We start from the raw sequence: 17,883 nt of genomic DNA, 5'->3' as shown, positions 1-17,883 counted from the left end.
CGGGACTGTCCTTCGTTTGGAATGAGGAGATGGACCTGTGACCTATGTATTGAATGCGACCGAAGCCCTGCCTGCCGCCAAAGCCATGAACACGGCGGGTCTGAGCTTCTGGCAGCGCCTCTATGTCGCAATGATCGAAAGCCGTCGCCGCTCCGCCATCCGTGAGCTGCGCGCGCGCTCCTACCTCGTCAACGAGGCGGAGATCGTGCTCGGCGGCTTTCCGCAAACGGCGCTGAAGAACGACGCCGCGCTTCCGTTCAACCGCTGATCTTTAGCGCCGCGCCCGAAGAGGCCGCCCGCGCTCCAAAAAGGACCAAGACCATGATCGCCATCGTCAAGCACGTCTTCGAATGGGTCGTCGATACGGCCAAGTTCACCGCCGCCGTCTGGCATGACGCTCGCGCCCTGCAGGCCGAGGCGGAACAGAAGTACGGCCACATCGCCTTCTGAGCCTGAGCTCGGAGCGACAACACCCTCTTTGGGTGGCTGGCCTAGTAGGGGCGGCGCGGTCTTGGGGCCGCGCCGCCCCTTTTCATGACGAGGGTGGCCCAACCCTCGCGCAGGGACTGGCGCGCCAGGAACAGGCCCTGGTGCCGGTAGGTCGAGACGATCCCGGCGACATCCATCGCCAGAAGCCCGGAGAGGATCAGGGTTCCGTCCCGCGCCAGCACGCGCGCGAGCGACGGGGCGAGACGCTTCAGCGGGCCGGCCAGAATATTGGCGAAGACCAGATCGAAATGGTCGGGCCGGTTTGCCTTGGCGTGGAGCAGGCCGGGCGCGACATAGAGATCGAGCGCCCCTGGCGCGTGGTTGACGCGAGCATTGCGCGCTGCGACTTCGACTGCGACGGCATCGATATCGCCGGCGACGACGCGGCGCTTCGTTTGCATCGCCAGTGCGAGCCCCAGAATCCCGGTGCCGGTGCCGACATCCAGGCCGCGCAGCGGGCGGCGCTTCTTGAGTTCGGCATCAAGCGCCAGCAGGCAGCCGGCGGTGGTGCCGTGATGGCCGGTGCCGAAGGCGAGCGCCGCCTCGATCTCGATCGCGACATCATTCACCCGCACCGTGCCGCGGTCATGCGCGCCATGGACGAGCACGCGCCCGGCCCGCACGGGCTTGAGCCCGTCGAGGCTGGTGGCGACCCAATCCTTCTGGTTGACGGTGGTGAAGGGGGTTGAATCGATGCTGTCGCCGACGATCGGGCGCAGCATGTCACGCACCGCGTCTTCATCGGGATGGGTCGCGAAATAAATCTCGACCTTCCACGGCGCGCTGAGCGAGAGCGTGGTGACGCCGTCCTCGATCTCAAAGGAGGAAATAGCCGTCTCGGTCGGATCGAAGATCTCGCCGAGCAGTTCCGTCAGCGCGCGCGCCTTGTCGCCGCTGGTTGAGAGTTCGAGCACGGTCGCGACCGTGGCTGGGAGAAGACCTTCACGCATGCGGGCGGGATAGCAGGGGCAGGGGCGGATGTCATGCGCCGTCGGCAGGGGCGGCGAGGTCCTTGGTCATGAAATAGCGGGTCGCTCCGGGCGGTTCGAGCGCGATCTCACCGAAGACGCTCCAGCCAAAGCGCTTGTAGAAGTCCGGCGCCTGGAAGCTGAGTGTGTAGAGCACCGCCTTGCGGCAACCTCGGCGAAAACCCTCGGCCTCTGCCATCTGCAGAATGCGGGTGCCGAGGCCCGACCCGCGCTGGGTCTTGGGCACATAGAACAGGTCGATGAACAGCAGGCCGAGCGAGGTGCGACCGAGCAGGCCGCCAATCAGTTCATCACTCCTGCTGTCCTTGATGGTGATCGTCAGTGGCCTGTGGTCGCTGACGCCGCCCATCTCGACATTGTAGTCCCGCAGGCCCTGCGAGATCACCGCGTGGAGATCGGGATTGGCGGTGTCGGTCAGATTGACCGCGACGTCGGGCATCGTGCTGATCCTGCTGGCTTGGAGCCGGCATTCCTGCGGAACCGGCCTGGGGCAATCCGGGCCTGCATAACCGCTTCGGCGATGCTCTGCATCGGCGCGCCGGACATGACGGCTGCGCTTGCTCAGCCCGCCTTCTGCACGAACGAGTCCAGCACCATCTTCCGGCCCGCCTTGTCGAAATCGACGGTCAGCTTGTTACCGTCGACGCTCGCGACGGAGCCCGGGCCGAACTTGATATGGAAGACACGGGCGCCGGCATCGAAAGCGGAGCTGCCGGTCGATTTCGCCGTCAACTCGCCCTCGATCAGCACCGGGCCGCGCTGGCGGCCCGAGCCCGAGCCACCCTGGCCGAAACCGCGGCCGCTGTTGTCCGAGAAGCCTGAGCCGCCGCCGTTCCGCGCACGATTCTCCTGAGCGCGCTGCCAGCCTGGTGTCTGGTATGAGGAGCCGAAGCTTTCCATGCGGTCGAAGCGCGAGGCGCCGTAGCCGCCCTGGCTATAGGTAGACGGCGCCTGCACGACCTCGACATGCTCCTCCGGCAACTCGTCGATGAAGCGGCTCGGCAGGCTCGATTGCCAGAGGCCGTGAATCCGACGGTTCGAGGCGAAGAGGAGCTTCAGGCGCTTGCGGGCCCGGGTCAGGCCGACATGGGCGAGGCGGCGCTCTTCTTCCAGCCCGGCGCGGCCGCTTTCGTCGAGCGCGCGCTGGTTCGGGAACAGGCCTTCCTCCCAGCCGGGCAGGAAGACAGTATCGAATTCGAGCCCCTTGGCCGCGTGCAGTGTCATGATGCTGACGCGCGCCCCGGCCTCGCCACCATCGGCATCCATCACCAGCGAGACGTGCTCAAGGAAGGCCGGCAGGTCTGGGAACTCGTCCAGAGAGCGCACCAGTTCCTTGAGGTTCTCGAGGCGGCCGGCGGCATCGGCCGAGCGATCCTTCTGCCACATCTCGGTATAGCCGGATTCCTCCAGCACCTGCTCGGCAAGCTCGCCCTGCTTCATGTGTTCGGCCTTGGTCGACCAGCGGGCAAAGGCCTCGACCAGTTCGCGCAGCGCGGTGCGGGCCTTCGGCTTCAGTTCCTCGGTCTCGACCACGGCACGGGCCGATTGCAGCAGCGACAGGCCGGTTGCCCGGGCGTGGTTGTGCAGAAGCTGGACCGTCGCGTCGCCCAGCCCGCGCTTCGGCACATTGACGATGCGCTCGAAGGCGAGATCATCGGTCTGGCTCACCACGCAGCGCAGATAGGCCATGGCGTCGCGGATTTCGGCCCGCTCATAGAAGCGTGGGCCGCCGATGACGCGATAGGGCACGCCGACATGGACGAAGCGCTCCTCGATCTCGCGCATCTGGGCGGAGATGCGGACGAGGATGGCGACCTCGGCAAGGTTTTCGCCCTTGCTCTGCATCGCCTCGATCTCGTCGCTGATCAGGCGGGCTTCCTCCTGGCTGTCCCAGGCGCCGGTGATCGTGACCTTCTCCCCGGCTTCGTCCTCGGTGCGCAATGTCTTGCCGAGCCGGCCTTCGTTGCGGGCAATCAGTTTTGAGGCGGTGGCGAGGATATGCCCGGTCGAGCGGTAGTTCCGTTCCAGCCTGACCACGACCGCGCCGGGAAAATCGTGCTCGAAGCGCAGGATGTTGTCGACCTCGGCGCCGCGCCAGCCATAGATCGACTGGTCGTCGTCGCCGACGCAGGCGATGTTGCGCCGGCCCTGCGCCAGCAGGCGCAGCCAGAGATACTGGGCGGTGTTGGTGTCCTGATATTCGTCGACCAGGATGTAGCGGAAGCGCTCATGATAGGTCGCGAGCACATCGGCATGCTCCCGGAACAGCGTCAGGCAGTGCAGCAGCAGATCGCCGAAATCGACTGCGTTCAGCGTCTTCAGCCGCTCCTGATAGGCGGCATAAAGGGCGCCGCCCTTGCCTCCGGCGAAGACGCCGGCTTCACCCGGCGGCACGTCCTTGGGGGCAAGCCCGCGGTTCTTCCAGCTGTCGATGAAGCCCGCCAGCATGCGGCCGGGCCAGCGCTTCTCGTCGATCCCGGCGGCCGTGATGACCTGCTTCATAAGGCGAATCTGGTCGTCGGTATCGAGAATGGTGAAGTCCGAGCGCAGATCGAGGAGCTCGGCATGGCGGCGCAGGATCTTGGCCGAGATCGAGTGGAAGGTGCCGAGCCAGGGCATGCCTTCGGCCACGGGGCCGACGAGGCTTGCGATGCGCTCCTTCATCTCGCGCGCTGCCTTGTTGGTGAAGGTCACCGAGAGGATCTGGGACGGATAGGCGCGGTTGGTGGCGATCAGATGGGCGATGCGCGTGGTCAGCACACGGGTCTTGCCGGTGCCGGCGCCTGCCAGGACCAGAACAGGGCCATCCGTGGCCTCGACCGCTTGCCGCTGCTCCGGGTTGAGGCCTGCCAGATAGCCTGCCGCCGGCTGTGCGGCGGCGCGGGCGGCGAGGCCGCCGGGGCGGGGCAGAGGGGCGGACGTGGTGTGATCGGACAAGGCTTCAGGTCGCTTTGATCGTGATTCGTTCCAGAGGCAATATAGGCTGTCGCGCCGCAGATTGCTGGATAAGGCTGTTGGGCGTTGAATGCTCGCCCGATCGTCAGGACGCGCCGCGATGAATGTGGATATCGCCTCCCGCCATTCCACCCATGAAGTGACGAACCAGGTTCCCATACTGTGCGATTACGACGCCTTCGCGGCTGATCCCGTGTTGCAGGCGGCGGCCACCGCCTTCGATGCAGGCTGGGCCTCGGAGCGCCTGCACGCGGCAGGGCGCATTGTCGGCTCGGCGCAGGTGCAGGACCTGGCGCGACTGGCGAACAGGTTCCCGCCCGAACTCAGGACGCATGACCGGTTCGGCAACCGCATCGACCAGATCGAGTTCCATCCGGCCTGGCACGAATTGATGGGGCTTGCGATCGAGCAGGAGACCCATTCGCTCGCATGGAACAGGCCGGGCCCGGGCGCACAGGTGGCGCGTGCTGCGCTCTCCTATCTCTGGAGTCAGGGCGAAAGCGGCATCTGCTGCCCGATCAGCATGACCTATGCCGCGATCCCGGTCCTGAGGCAGGAACCCGACCTCTGGAGCAAGTGGGGCGCCCTGGTCAGCTCCAACCGCTATGACCGCCGCCAGACGACCGCCTCCGCCAAGACAGGGGCGACCGTCGGCACGGCAATGACCGAGAAGCAGGGAGGCTCTGACCTGCGCCAGACCCAGACCATCGCCGAGGACAATGGCGACGGGACATGGTCTCTGACCGGGCACAAGTGGTTCTTCTCGGTGCCGCATTCCGACCTGTTCCTGACCTTGGCCCGAACCGCCGAGGGCATTTCCTGCTTCGTCGTGCCGGGCTGGCTGCCGGACGGCTCGCGCAACGGCGTGGCGATCCAGCGGCTCAAGGACAAATGCGGCAATCGCTCGAATGCCTCGTCCGAGGTCGAATTCCGCGGTGCGATCGGCCAGATGATCGGCGAGCCAGGCCGGGGCCTGCGCACCGGCCTGGCGATGAACCAGGGCTCCCGGCTGGACATTGCGGCGGCGTCGGCCGGGCAGATGCGGCTCGCCGTTTCGCTGGCGGCGCATCACGCGGCCCATCGGCGCGCCTTCCAGCGCGGGCTGATCGATCAGCCGATCATGCAGAACGTGCTGGCCGATCTTGCGATCGAGGCCGAGGCTGCAGCCTGGCTCRCCTTTCGGCTGTTTGCGGCGCTCGACCGTCAGGAAACGAGCGAGAGCGACCGGTTGCTGGCGCGGATCGGCGCGCCGATTGCGAAATACTGGGTCTCGAAGCGCGCGCCGGCGGTGGTGGTCGAGGCGCTGGAATGCCATGGCGGCAACGGCTTTATCGAGGAAAACCCCATGGCCCGGCTCTATCGGGAGGCGCCGCTCAACAGCGTCTGGGAGGGCTCGGGCAACGTCATTTGTCTCGATGTGCTGCGCTCGCTGGAGCGAGAGCCGGGCTCTCTCGTGGCGCTGATCGAGGAGATGCGACGCGCGRCCGGCGCCGACAATCGCTTTGATGCGCATTTGAGCGCGCTGGAGTCGGAGATACCCACTTTGGTGCGAAGCGAAGGACAGGCGCGGCGGCTGGTCGAGCGGCTGGCGCTGGCGCTGCAGGCCTCGTTGCTGCTGCGCCACGCACCTCACATGGTCGCAGACGCCTTCATCGCGACGCGGCTCGAGGGGCGCTGGTCGGGCCATTTCGGCGATCTGCCGGCGTCCGTGGATGCTGCCGCGCTGGCGCATCGGGCCGTCCCGGCGGTGGAATAGCACTCACGCGTTTGCGCGGCCGCCCTCCCGAAGGGGAGCGCGGCCGGCCGACTGGCTCAGGCCTCGGCCGGAGCGAAATCCATCGCCACGCCATTGATGCAGTAGCGCAGTCCGGTCGGTGGCGGGCCGTCAGGGAAGACATGGCCGAGATGGCCGCCGCAGCGGGCGCAATGCACCTCGGTGCGCTGCATCATGTAGCTATTGTCCTCGCTGATACCGACCGCACCCTCCAGTGGCTGGTCGAAGCTCGGCCAGCCCGTGCCACTCTCGAATTTCTTGCCGGACTGGAACAAGGGGTTGCCGCAACCGGCGCAGGTGAACCGCCCGGCGCGCTTCTCGAAATTCAAGGCGCAGGAGCCGGCGCGCTCGGTGCCATGCCCGCGCAGCACGTGGTACTGCTCCGGGGTCAGGCGGCGGCGCCACTCCTCGTCGGTCAACTGGAATTCGAACTCACCGGCTTCCCTGACCTTGCCGCCGAACAGTCCGGACAGTCCCATCGTCATTCTCCCGTTCAAAGGTTTCGGGCGGAATATGGGGATGATTGCGCTCCACGTCAGCCCGCCCTCACGGATAGCTGATCCGCAAGGCGCGTCACCCAACCGTCACGCGACTCCTCTAGTCGGCTCGCCATCACAACGGACCGCGCGAGGAACGAAGAATGCAGACGGCGCGTACGGTTCGGCGGGAAACCACAATGGGCCTGACCACGGCGGTGCATCGCAGCAAGCCGCTGTCGCGGGCGGGGATGTTGGAGCGCCTGTTCACCCTGGCCTTTTCCGGGCTCGTCTATCCGCAGATCTGGGAAGACCCGGTCGTCGACATGGAGGCACTGGACCTGCGCCCCGATGATCATGTCGTGGCAATCGCGTCCGGCTCCTGCAACATCCTGTCCTATCTCACCGCCAACCCGGCGAAGATCAGCGCTGTCGATCTGAATGGCGCCCATATCGCGCTCGGCAAGCTCAAGCTCGCCGCACTCGACAGCCTGGCAGGCCATGAGCAGTTCCTGCGCTTTTTCGGCGAGGCGCAATCGCAGGCGAATATCGCGCTCTATGACGCCGAGATCGCGCCACGCCTCGATGCCGTCTCTCGCAGCTACTGGGAAGGCCGCAGCCTGAGCGGGCGCCGGCGCATCCAGGTCTTTGCCCGCAATTTCTACCGGTACGGCCTGCTCGGCCGTTTCATCGGGGCTGGACATCTCCTTGGCCGTACGCTCGGCTGCGATCCGGGCGTGATGCTGCAGGCTCGCGACATGGCCGAGCAGCGCGCCCTGTTCGACAGGCATATCGCTCCCGTCTTCGACAAGCCCCTGGTGCGTTGGCTGGTGCGCCAGCCGGCCTCGCTCTATGGGCTGGGCATCCCGCCGGCCCAGTACAAGGCCCTCGCGGCTGACGGCGACGCCGGGATACGCGGCGTGCTCCGGCGCCGGCTTGAAAGGCTGGCCTGCGGCTTCGACCTGAAGTCGAACTATTTTGCCCGGCAGGCCTTTGGACGGGGCTATGCGACGGACGAGAACGCATCCTTGCCGCCCTATCTTGAAAGCCGGAATTTCGCGGCCGTTCGAGAGCGGGCGGGCCACGTCGCCTATCACCAGAGCGCGATCACGGCCTTTCTCGAGAGCCAGCCTGCGAAGAGCTGCGATGCCTATGTGCTGCTCGATGCTCAGGACTGGATGAATGATGCGGATCTCACGGCGCTCTGGACGCAGATCACGCGCACGGCGCGACCCGGCGCCCGCGTAATCTTCCGGACGGCTGCCGATGAGCGGCTGCTGCCGGGCCGGGTGCCGGCCTCGATTCTCGCGCAATGGCGCTATGAGGAAGCACGCAGCCGCGAGCTTGGAGCGCGCGATCGCTCGTCGATCTATGGCGCCTTCCATCTCCATGTGCTGCAGGGGGCGGTGGCATGAGCGCTGGCCGCGCCACGACCGAGGCCGCCGGCCTGATGGACCGGATGTATCGCCACCAGCGCCATATCTATGACGCCAGCCGCAAATTCTATCTGCTTGGCCGGGACCGGCTCATCGCCGAGCTCGATCCTGCGCCGGGCAGCGCGATCCTGGAAATCGGCTGCGGCACAGGGCGCAACCTGATCAAGCTCGCCCGGACCTATCCGGGCACGCAGTGCTACGGTCTCGACGTCTCGGCCGAGATGCTCGCGACGGCGGAGAGAAGCGTGGCACGATCGGGGCTCTCGGAGCGCATCCATCTGGCACAGGCAGACGCGACCTGCTTCGACGCGGCGGCCCTGTTCGGGCGCGATGGATTTGATCGCATCGTCATCTCCTATGCGCTCTCGATGATTCCCCCCTGGCGGGGCGTGATCGCTCAGGCGCTGCGGACGCTGACGGCCACCGGTTCACTGCATATCGTCGATTTCGGCGACCAGACCGGCTTGCCTGCGTCGTTCAGGGCCATGCTGAATCGCTGGCTGACATTGTTTCACGTCACGCCAAGGCATGATCTGCCCGAGGCAATCGCCGAATTGTCGCGGATCGAGGGCGTCGAGAGCCGCACGACCCGGCTCCTTCGCGGCTACGCCATCCATGCCGTGGCAACGCGGCGGGCCGCCTGAGCAGCGGGTGCTGGACGCGCCATCCTTTGGCCTGTAACGCCATGGAATGGCCGAGGATACGACGTCTGTTCGCAGGGAAGGGCAGGTCGAAAGACTGCGGGACGGCCTGCGCCAGCTCTACCATGGCCGCTCTCCCGGGGCGATGCGCTTTCAGCTTGCGACAGCGGTCGTCGACCTGCTGATCATCGCCTTCTTCATCGCGACACCGCTGATCCGCGAACGGCCGCTCTTCTATTGGCTCGATTACTCCGTCGCCGTGATCATGGTCATCGAGATCGGCGCGCGAATGCTGGCCTCCTCGAAGATTCCGCGCTTGCTGCGCCGGCCGAGCATGCTGCTCGATCTCTTCATCCTGGCAACACTGCTCGCGCCGCAATGGCTGGAGAATTTCGGCTTCCTGCGCATCCTGCGGCTCTGGTCGCTGTCACAGCGTGGGCTGATCTGGGAACGGCTGCGCGCTGCGGGCTACCCCGAGTGGGAAAGCGCAGCACGGGCGGTGGTCAATATCGTGACCTTCCTGTTCGTGGTGACGGGCTTCATCTACACCTTCTTCTTTCGCGAGACGGCGGGCTTCGCGGGTTATGTCGACGCTTTCTATTTCACGGTCGCGACCGTGACGACGACGGGCTTCGGCGACATCACCTTGCCCGGCACCGCCGGCAAGCTGACCTCGATCGTGGTGATGATCGTCGGGATCTCGCTGTTCGTGCGTCTGGCGCAAGCGATCTTCCGGCCCAACAAGGTCACCTTTCCCTGCCCGCAATGCGCACTGCAGCGGCACGAGCCGGACGCCGTGCATTGCAAGGCCTGCGGGCATGTCCTGAAGATCCCCGATCACAACGACTGATCAGGAAATCTCCACACCCTTCCAGAAGGCGACGCGGTCCTTGATCTCGGCGGCAGCGGCCTTGGGCTCGGCATAATACCAGGCGGCGTCCCTGTTCTCAGCGCCTGCGACGACGATCGAATGGTAGTTGGCCGTGCCCTTCCACGGACAGATCGACGTCGTCTCGCTTGGTTTGAAGAATTCAGAGCGGATCGCGCTGCGTGGAAAGTAGTGGTTGCCTTCGACCACGACCGTGTTGTCGGATTTTGCCAGAACGGCGCCGTTCCAGGTTGCCTTGACCATCTCCGCCCCTTTCGGCCGTCGCTGATCGCCCAAGATGGGGCTGCGTCGGGCCCAGTGACAGGGGCAGGCAGCCTGCGCCGGCTCTGCCGCTCTCAGTGGCGCGTTTCGAGCTCGCGCTCGTCGTGCTGATCCTCGACCGTGATCGTCGTCTTCTTCGGCATGCCGATGATGCGCCCGATCGTGGCCGGCAGCGGCATGCGACAATGCGCCGCTTTCATCAGGGCGAGATTGGCCAGGATATCGGGCGGAAACGGCGAAACCTTGCGGGTCGCCATGTCGACATGCAGCGAGAGGTTTTCACTCGTCGCCGCGAGCCAGCCTTCGCTCGCATGCCGCATTTCGAGATAGTAGTGCAGGCGCTTTTCGTCGAAGGCGATCAGTTGTGCGGTGACCCGCACGAGGTCGTCCTCGGTCAATTCGCGCTTGTAGAGGATATGGCATTCGGCCGCGAAATAGGACGCGTTGCGCGTGTCGACATAGTCCTGGTTCAGGCCGACGAGCGAGAAGACCTCGTCGACGGCCCGATCGAACAGCACGTGATAATAGGCCATGTTGAGATGGCCGTTATAGTCGATCCAGGGCGTTTCGACCCGCATTGCGGACGATACGAAGGGGGAGAAGAACAGCGCCGGAGCGCGGATCTCGTCTTTCATGGCCGCCTCCCGCAGAGTTGTTGCGTGCGGCGGAACGGAACTCCACTGACACGCTACCATCGTCTTGAAGACGCCGCCGGACGAGCTATGCCCTGCCTGATGCACCGCCTCCCATGCGCCCGGCGATCTTGCCGCCGACGGCGACACGCAGGACAAACCCGCCTGCTATCGCTACGGTCTGCCTCGTCAGATTCAACCGCTTCCGAAGCCGACCAGTTCCAAGTTAAGCGCCAAGCCCGGAAAAAGACAATGAGCCTTTTTGCAACTGCTTCTTATGCCGCCTCTGCCGCAACCCTGCCGCCGTCGCCGGCTGCGATCGAGGCGGTGACGCGGGCGCTCGCCGCCCGATTCGGCAACAGGCTGGTGACGAGCCTGGCGGTACGGGAGCAGCACGGCCACACGCTGACCTGGATTCCGAACCAGCCGCCGGATGCGGTCGTCTATCCGCAGAGCACCGAAGAGGTGTCGGAGATCGTCAAGCTCTGTGCGAGCCACGGCGTCCCCGTGATCGCATTCGGCACGGGCACCTCGCTCGAAGGCCATGTCAACGCGCCGTTCGGTGGCGTCTGCGTCGATCTCAGCCAGATGAAGCGCATCATTGCCGTTCATGCCGAGGATCTCGATTGCGTCGTCGAAGCCGGCGTGACCCGCAAGGAACTCAACGAGCATCTGCGCGACCAGGGGCTGTTTTTCCCGATCGACCCCGGCGCGGATGCGTCCATCGGCGGCATGGCGGCGACACGCGCCTCGGGCACGAATGCGGTGCGCTACGGCACGATGAAGGACAATGTCCTTTCTCTGACCGCGGTGATGGCCGACGGCTCGGTCGTGAAGACGTCCAGCCGCGCGCGGAAGACCTCCGCCGGCTATGATCTGACCCGCCTGCTCGTCGGCTCGGAGGGCACGCTCGGGATTATCACCGAGGTCACGCTCAAGCTGCACGGCATCCCGGAGGCGATTTCGGCCGGCGTCTGCCCGTTTCCTTCGGTGAAGGCAGCCTGCGACGCGACCATCGTGACGATCCAGTCCGGTCTGCCGGTCGCGCGCATCGAACTGCTCGATGATGTGATGATCCGTGGCGTGAACCTGCATTCCAAGCTCGGCTTGCCGGAGACGACGATGCTCTTCGTCGAGTTCCACGGCACGGAGGCCGGCGTGAAGGAGCAGGCGGAGCGCTTCGGCGAGATTGCCGCCGATTTCGGCGGTGGACCGTTCGACTGGGCGACCAAGGCCGAGGACCGGTCGAAGCTTTGGCAGGCTCGCCACGACGCTTATTGGGCTGCTCGCGCCTTGCGGCCGGGCGTTGAATCGGTCGCGACCGATGTCTGCGTGCCGATCTCCCAGCTTGCCGAATGCGTCGAGGAAACCAAGCGTGACATCGAGGCCAGCGGTCTGATCGCCCCGATCGCCGGCCATGTCGGAGACGGCAATTTCCATACCCAGCCACTCGTCGACCTCGCCGATGAGGACGAGATGGAGCGCTGCCGCGGTTTCATCGACCGGCTGGTGAAGCGCGCCCTCGCCATGGGCGGCACCTGCACAGGCGAGCATGGCGTTGGTCAGAAGAAGATCAAGTATCTCGAGATCGAGCACGGCCCGGCGACACTGGATGTGATGCGCCTGCTCAAGCGCTCGCTCGACCCGCAGAACATCCTCAATCCAGGCAAAATCCTGGTCTTGTGACATCCAGACAGCTTGCGCGGCGGTATCGGGAACTGGAATGTCGTGATCTCGCCGCGAGTTGGCGGCAAGATCGCATAACCGCCGACAAGAGGGATGATGCTAAAAGGTGCGTGAGACCCTGACCGTTCTGGCCGGTCTCCTGGTGCTGGCATTGCTGGCCGCGTTGATCGGACCGGGCTTTGTCGATTGGCGACTGTATCGACCGCAGATCGAGGAGCGCCTCAGCGCTACGCTCGGCGCGGAGACGCGCGTTGCCGGCGGCATCGGCCTGAGATTGCTGCCGTCGCCGCGGCTGACCCTGGCCGATGTCCGCATCGGCGATCAAGGTGGACAGGCGAGCCACGCGACGATCGAGCATCTCACCGTCGAGCTTGCATTGACCGCGCTTGCGCGTGGTGAGTTCCGTTTCTCCGACGCTGATGTCGAAGGCGCGACGCTCTCGCTTGTTGCCAATGATGCAGGCGCGGTGCTGCTGCCGCATCCGATTGGTGCGGGCCTGCCTGTGCAGACCAGCCTCGACCATTTCAGCGTGCGCCGCTCGGCGCTAATCTGGCGGGAGGCGGGCAAGGACCCCGTCACAGTGTCGCCGATCGCTGCGGAACTCACCGCGGTCAGCCTTGCCGGCCCATGGCGCATGGAGGGCGAGGTCGGCGGCTCCTCGTTGCGCCTCGCGACAGGAACGATCGAGCCGGATGGTCGCCTGCGCGCCAAGGCCACCGTGACGGGGGAGGAGGGCCAGCTCAGCTTTGACGGCGCCTTCCTGTTGCCGACCGAGAAGGGCGGCGTCACACCAGGACTGGACGGTCTGTTCACGGCTGCGCCGGGTGGAGCCGTCAGCCTTTCGGGGCGGGTGAGCGGCGGCAGTCACCTGTTCGAGTTGAGCGGGCTTACGGTCGATCTTGCCGGCGGCGTTGCCCGGCTGGAGGGCGAGGGGCAGTTCCTGCCCATGCAAGGCACAGGCTCGGTTGCCTTGCGGGCGCGGCGCGTGGATGGCGACGCGCTGGCCACGGCACTTGGCGAACGCGTTGGCTTTGCGCGGGCCCTGCGCGGGCTTCCCGGCGCGCTCGATCTCAGCCTCGATCTCGATCAATTCGCGTGGCGCGGCGAGGATTTTTCGGCTGTCGCCCTGCGTGGGCGGCTGAACGAGGTCGGGTTGGCCAATGCATCGGCCTCGCTGCGCGTCGCAGGCGCCCTGGTCGGTGCAACGGGCGCAGTCGACGCCACAGGATTTCGTGGCAAGCTCAACCTCAAGGCGGATGACGCGCGCCGCGTCGGGCTGGCGCTGGCGCGGGCCGGGCTCGATCCAGCCCTCTCCGACCTGATTGCAGATCTGAGGCAGATCGATGCGGAAGCGGTTGGCGATTGGAGCTCGGAACAGCTGCGCTTCGAGCACCTGACCATCGCCGGGGCTTCCGGCGTCAGGCTGGACGGATCCGGAGAGATTGCCGCGGATCGGCTGGCGGCAAAGCTCGCGGTGCAGGGGCTCGATCTCAATACCCTGCCAGCGGGCGGGAGTTTCGCCGGGTTGATCGGGACGCGCGACCTGGCGCTCGACCTGTCGCTGAGCGGAGCCCGTTTTCGCAATGCGCCGCCCGGTTCCGCCCAGCTTGCTCTCGCACGCGAGGGCAGCAACTGGCGGCTCAGCCGGCTTGCCGTCGACGGGTTCGGCGGAGTTTCAGTCAACGGCGCCGGTGCGCTGCTGCCGGAAGGGGGCGAAATCTCCGGTCGCATTCGTGCGCCACGCTTCGAGGCGCTTGCAGCCCTTGCCGGGCCGCTTCTGCCGGAGGCGCTCCGTCAAGCGCTCGGGCGCGCCGGGGACGGGCTCTCACGGCTGGATTCAAGCTACCGCCTGACGCGCACGGTGGCCGGCGACACGGCCCTGCTGCTGGAAGGCGGCGCGCAAGCCGGAACGCTGGCCCTGAATGCGCGGTTGGACCGGAGCGGGACATGGACCGGAGCCAATCTGCGCTTTGATCTTGCCGATCGTCGACAGCTCTTCGCCGCTCTCGGCCTGCCGGTACCGATGCAGGGTGGACCTGGCAGGCTCGTTCTCGACCGTCAGCAAGGGCGCCTCAGTGGCTCGCTGGCGGGGCCTGGATTGTCGATCGTGGTCGACGGCGAGGCGGGCGCCGATGTGCCGCGACTGACCGTGCAAGCGGATCGTCCCGGCCAGATCCTGCCGGAGGGGCTCGCGCGCGCCCTGCCCGATGCGGTGCTGGACGCGCATGGCATGGTTCGCTTCGCCAGCGACCAGATCGCGCTTGATGGTCTTGTCGCCAATCTTGGCGGAAGCAGTGCACGGGGGACGCTGGCCTTGCCGAGAGAGGGGCCAATCTCCGGCAAGCTCGCGCTGCCATATGTTGATCTGAGGAGCGTGATCGGCTCGTCCCTGGGAACCGCGGCGGCATCTCCGGGCAGCAACTGGTCGGCGGTCCGTTTCGGCATGGCCTCGGGCCTTGGCGAGATCAGCCTGTCGGTCGAAGCCAAATCCCTGCTCTTCAGTGATGATATCGCCCTGAACGATGCGGCTTTCTCCCTGCATGCCAGCCCCGGCGAAATCCAGATCGAGGCGCTCTCGGGAAGCTATGCCGGTGGTAAGGTCTCCGGGCGGCTTACGGCACGGCGTGAAGGCGGGCTTGCGCAGCTTTCCGGCCGGATCGCGCTGGCGCAGCTCGATCTCGCGATGCTCACCGGCAACGCACTTGCCGGGAAGCTGTCAGGTCAAGTGGAGGGCGGTGGTTCCGGAGAGAGCCCCGCGCGGCTGGTTGCGGGGTTGGGGGGAGCCGGTAGTTTCACCATCGCAGGCGCGAGTCTCACCCGGTTCGATCCCGGTGGCTATGCCCGCGTCATTGCCGGGACCGGAGAGGATGCATCCGAGAGCGAGACCAGCCGTTTGCAGACCCGGCTGGCGGATGCTCTTGACCGCGGCTCATGGCTTTTGGGTGATATTACGCTGCCCTTCACGCTCGCCGGTGGCCTCGTGCGGCTCGCCCCGTTGACGATCGAGCGCGGGGATCTCCAGGCCGAGGCAAGTGGAGTGATCGACCTCAGGGCGCTGACCGCCGATCTGAGGCTGGGGCTGCGCCCACTCGGCCCGTTGCCCAAGGGCTGGCCGATGGCGGCGCCGGCACTTGGCGTGGCGTGGCGCGGGCCGCTATCGGGACTGCGGCGCGAGACCGATGTCGGAGCTTTCGCGAATGCCGTGGCGGCGCGAGCGCTGGCCCGCGAGATGGAGCGGGTCGAAGCCTTCGAGGCGGATGCACGCGAGCGCGCAATGCATGCGCGCCGCCTGCGCGCCGAGCGTGAGATGCGTGAGAACGAACGCAAGCTTGCAGACTTCCTGAAAGCGGAGGAAGAACGCCGCCTTGCCGAGGAGAAGCGCGCCGAAGACGAGCGCCGTGCCGCGGAAGCGCGCGCCCTGGAAGAAGCCAGGCGCGCCCAGGAGGCGCAACGTCTCGAGGAGCAGCGCCGGGTGGAAGAGGCCAGGCGAGCAGACGAGGCGCGGCGCAGAGCGGAGATCGAGGCGCGCGCTGCGGCAACGCGTGCAGCTCAACCTCAGCATCCTGGCGGCCCGCTGATCCTGCCTGGCGCACCCCGCGAGAATTTTCCCGAGCAGATTTTGCGACCGGTGACACCGGCTCCATCGCTGGGACCGCCCCTGCAGATAGAGCCCGTGCCGCGTCCGCTCTCGCGGACTCCGTAGCCGGACTGACCGACGAGCTTCACGCCGTGATTCCAGTATTTTCCGGTTTGAAGCGGCGTGTCCATCAGCCTCGAAACTGAGCGGATCTGGCTCCTCAGGCGAGGCGATGCCCGTCAGCCGCGTCCCGCCAGGCGCTGGTAATGCGCCAGCACGTGCAGGCGCAGCGCGGAGGAGAGATTGGCCTCGCCGCGGCGGGAATCAACATCGGCGACGAGTGCGGCAAGCGTGCGGCGCTCCTGCCCGGCAATCTCCTTGAGTGCCGCCCAGAACGGCTCCTCGAGCGATACGCTGGTGCGGTGCCCGGCAATGGCGAGAGAATGTTTGCGCTCGCGGCTCACCCCGGGGTCTCGCCCTTGTCATCGGGTGAAAGCGCAAGCTTGTGACCGTCGAGTTCGTGGATGGCCTTATCGCGCCGCGCTTCAGTCAGGCTGCGCTCGGCTTTGCTCCGTCCGAAGTCGATACGGTTCTGGTCGGCCTTGGCTTCGGCCGCTACGCGCTGGCGCTGTTTGCGGGCGCGCCGGAGATTGATGATCTCTGCCATTCCGCCCGGCCTTGTTCAGGACGGGCCGAGCATGCGCTCGGGCCGCACCGTGCTGTCGAACAACTCGGCGTCGACACCGGCCCTCAAGGCTTCCTCGCGCAGGGTCGTGCCATTGTGATGGGCGGCCTTGGCGATGTTGGCAGCCTTGTCGTAGCCGATGGCCGGTGCAAGTGCTGTGACCAGCATCAGCGAGCGGGACAGCAACTCGGCGAGCCGGTCCTCATTGGCGACGATCCCTTCAATGCAGTGCACGCGGAAGCTGTCTGCGGCATCGGCGAGCAGCCTGACCGATTGCAGGAAGGCGGCAGCGATCACCGGCTTGAAGACGTTCAGTTCGAAATGGCCCTGGCTCGCGGCGAAGCCGATTGTCGCCTGGTTGCCGTGAACCTGTGTGGCCACCATGGTCAAGGCTTCGGCCTGGGTCGGATTGACCTTGCCGGGCATGATCGAGGAACCGGGCTCGTTCTCGGGCAGGCTGATCTCGCCGAGACCCGAGCGTGGGCCCGAGCCCATCAGGCGGATGTCATTGGCGATCTTGAACAGATCCATGGCAAGCGCGGCGAGCGCGCCATGGGCGGCGGTGAGCGCGCCATGGCTCGCCAACGCCTCGAACGCATTGGCGGCGGGGCGGAAGGGCAGGCCGGTGAGCCCCGCCATTTCCTTGGCAAAGAAGGCGGCGAAGTCGCGATGGGTGTTCAGGCCGGTGCCGACCGCCGTGCCGCCTTGGGCCAGCGCATGCAGCCCRCCGAGCGAGGCCTCGATCCGCCCGATGCCAAGATGGATCTGCATGGCGTAGCCCGAGAATTCCTGGCCGAGCGTGACGGGCGTCGCGTCCTGGAGATGCGTCCGGCCGATCTTGATCAGCGAAGCGAAGCGCTGTGCCTTGTCCTGCAGTGCCTGTTCGAGCTTGCGCAGGGACGGAAGCAGCAGGCGCGAAATCTCGAGCGCCGCGGCAATATGCATCGCGGTCGGGAAGCTGTCATTCGACGACTGGCCACGGTTGACCTGATCGTTGGGATGAACCGGGCTCTTCGCGCCGAGGCCGGCGCCGAGGATCTCGTTGGCGCGGTTGGAGAGGACCTCGTTGACGTTCATGTTGGTCTGGGTGCCGGAGCCGGTCTGCCAGACGACAAGCGGGAAGTGGTCGTCGAAGCGACCGCCCAATGCTTCATCCGCCGCCTGGCCGATGGCGCCGGCGACACGCTGGTCGATCAACCCCAGCCGCGCATTGACGTGCGCGGCAGCCTTCTTGACCAGCACGAGAGCATGGATCAGCGGGAGCGGCATGCGTTCGCTCGGTCCGCCAATGCGGAAATTCTCGAGCGAGCGCTGGGTCTGAGCACCCCAGTAGCGATCTGCAGGAACGGCGATGGGGCCGAAGGAGTCAGTCTCTGTGCGGGTGTCCGGCATA

17 protein-coding genes are annotated in these 17,883 nt (G+C 66.1%); 8 read left to right on the top strand and 9 right to left on the bottom strand.

Annotated features, from left to right (window positions below; genetic code table 11):
* Positions 1 to 37 precede the first annotated feature (37 nt).
* Together AC1DW9_RS00405 and AC1DW9_RS00400 are read left to right on the top strand one after the other, a co-directional pair.
* A complete protein-coding gene (locus AC1DW9_RS00405) occupies positions 38 to 268 on the top strand; it encodes a hypothetical protein (RefSeq protein WP_441489296.1) in 231 nt (76 codons plus the stop codon).
* A gap of 53 nt (positions 269 to 321) precedes the next feature.
* On the top strand, positions 322 to 450 hold the full coding sequence (locus AC1DW9_RS00400; RefSeq protein WP_441476779.1) for a hypothetical protein: 129 nt from the start codon (positions 322 to 324) through the stop codon (positions 448 to 450).
* A gap of 41 nt (positions 451 to 491) precedes the next feature.
* Here the strand turns inward: AC1DW9_RS00400 and AC1DW9_RS00395 are convergent, their stop codons facing one another.
* The 3 genes from AC1DW9_RS00395 to AC1DW9_RS00385 form a co-directional block, all read right to left on the bottom strand.
* Positions 492 to 1,439, bottom strand: coding sequence for a 50S ribosomal protein L11 methyltransferase (locus AC1DW9_RS00395; RefSeq protein WP_441505344.1), 948 nt, complete (start codon positions 1,437 to 1,439; stop codon positions 492 to 494).
* Positions 1,440 to 1,470: 31 nt separating this feature from the next.
* Positions 1,471 to 1,917: a GNAT family N-acetyltransferase gene (locus AC1DW9_RS00390; protein ID WP_441505345.1), complete on the bottom strand. Its 447-nt coding sequence runs from the start codon at positions 1,915 to 1,917 to the stop codon at positions 1,471 to 1,473.
* 122 nt (positions 1,918 to 2,039) lie between these two features.
* Entirely contained in the window at positions 2,040 to 4,415 is a 2,376-nt protein-coding gene (locus AC1DW9_RS00385; protein WP_441505346.1) for an ATP-dependent helicase, read from the bottom strand.
* Between the two features lie 118 nt (positions 4,416 to 4,533).
* On the opposite strand from AC1DW9_RS00385, the gene AC1DW9_RS00380 reads away from it, so the two are divergent.
* Entirely contained in the window at positions 4,534 to 6,189 is a 1,656-nt protein-coding gene (locus AC1DW9_RS00380) for an acyl-CoA dehydrogenase family protein (protein WP_476854997.1), read from the top strand.
* A 56-nt stretch (positions 6,190 to 6,245) separates the two neighbouring features.
* On the opposite strand, the gene msrB is transcribed toward AC1DW9_RS00380, so the two are convergent.
* Positions 6,246 to 6,686: a peptide-methionine (R)-S-oxide reductase MsrB gene (gene msrB / locus AC1DW9_RS00375; RefSeq protein ID WP_441489291.1), complete on the bottom strand. Its 441-nt coding sequence runs from the start codon at positions 6,684 to 6,686 to the stop codon at positions 6,246 to 6,248.
* Between the two features lie 161 nt (positions 6,687 to 6,847).
* Between msrB and AC1DW9_RS00370 the strand changes: the two genes are divergently transcribed.
* From AC1DW9_RS00370 to AC1DW9_RS00360, 3 genes are read left to right on the top strand one after another with little or no spacing between them, the layout of a single operon-like run.
* Complete coding sequence (locus tag AC1DW9_RS00370; RefSeq protein WP_476775145.1) at positions 6,848 to 8,098, top strand: BtaA family protein; 1,251 nt, start codon at positions 6,848 to 6,850, stop codon at positions 8,096 to 8,098.
* Positions 8,095 to 8,763: a class I SAM-dependent methyltransferase gene (locus AC1DW9_RS00365; protein ID WP_441505348.1), complete on the top strand. Its 669-nt coding sequence runs from the start codon at positions 8,095 to 8,097 to the stop codon at positions 8,761 to 8,763. The genes AC1DW9_RS00370 and AC1DW9_RS00365 overlap by 4 nt, the downstream gene beginning before the upstream one ends.
* A gap of 46 nt (positions 8,764 to 8,809) precedes the next feature.
* Positions 8,810 to 9,610 (top strand): potassium channel family protein, encoded by an 801-nt coding sequence (locus AC1DW9_RS00360; RefSeq protein WP_441489288.1) that lies wholly within the window; start codon positions 8,810 to 8,812, stop codon positions 9,608 to 9,610.
* Here the strand turns inward: AC1DW9_RS00360 and AC1DW9_RS00355 are convergent, their stop codons facing one another.
* The gene (locus tag AC1DW9_RS00355) at positions 9,611 to 9,892 is read right to left on the bottom strand and encodes a DUF427 domain-containing protein (protein WP_441505349.1); all 282 of its coding nucleotides are present in this window, start codon (positions 9,890 to 9,892) and stop codon (positions 9,611 to 9,613) included.
* 92 nt (positions 9,893 to 9,984) lie between these two features.
* Positions 9,985 to 10,545 carry a thioesterase family protein gene (locus AC1DW9_RS00350; RefSeq protein WP_441489286.1) on the bottom strand — a complete coding sequence of 187 codons (561 nt, stop codon included), beginning with the start codon at positions 10,543 to 10,545 and terminating at the stop codon, positions 9,985 to 9,987.
* A 249-nt stretch (positions 10,546 to 10,794) separates the two neighbouring features.
* Here AC1DW9_RS00350 and AC1DW9_RS00345 point away from each other — a divergent pair, with 249 nt between their 5' ends.
* Together AC1DW9_RS00345 and AC1DW9_RS00340 are read left to right on the top strand one after the other, a co-directional pair.
* Positions 10,795 to 12,228 (top strand): FAD-binding oxidoreductase, encoded by a 1,434-nt coding sequence (locus AC1DW9_RS00345; RefSeq protein WP_441505350.1) that lies wholly within the window; start codon positions 10,795 to 10,797, stop codon positions 12,226 to 12,228.
* A gap of 106 nt (positions 12,229 to 12,334) precedes the next feature.
* Positions 12,335 to 15,931, top strand: coding sequence for an AsmA family protein (locus tag AC1DW9_RS00340; RefSeq protein WP_441505351.1), 3,597 nt, complete (start codon positions 12,335 to 12,337; stop codon positions 15,929 to 15,931).
* A gap of 113 nt (positions 15,932 to 16,044) precedes the next feature.
* Here the strand turns inward: AC1DW9_RS00340 and AC1DW9_RS00335 are convergent, their stop codons facing one another.
* From AC1DW9_RS00335 to fumC, 3 genes are read right to left on the bottom strand one after another with little or no spacing between them, the layout of a single operon-like run.
* Positions 16,045 to 16,269, bottom strand: coding sequence for a ribbon-helix-helix domain-containing protein (locus tag AC1DW9_RS00335; RefSeq protein WP_069879848.1), 225 nt, complete (start codon positions 16,267 to 16,269; stop codon positions 16,045 to 16,047).
* A complete protein-coding gene (locus tag AC1DW9_RS00330) occupies positions 16,266 to 16,472 on the bottom strand; it encodes a DUF4169 family protein (RefSeq protein ID WP_441505352.1) in 207 nt (68 codons plus the stop codon). The genes AC1DW9_RS00335 and AC1DW9_RS00330 overlap by 4 nt, the downstream gene beginning before the upstream one ends.
* Positions 16,473 to 16,487: 15 nt before the next feature.
* Positions 16,488 to 17,882, bottom strand: coding sequence for a class II fumarate hydratase (gene fumC / locus AC1DW9_RS00325; protein WP_476775143.1), 1,395 nt, complete (start codon positions 17,880 to 17,882; stop codon positions 16,488 to 16,490).
* Position 17,883: the final 1 nt, after the last annotated feature.

The sequence above is a fragment of the Allobosea sp. P4_E12 genome (assembly GCF_056401655.1).
This window is presented reverse-complemented; position numbering and strand designations above follow the sequence as displayed.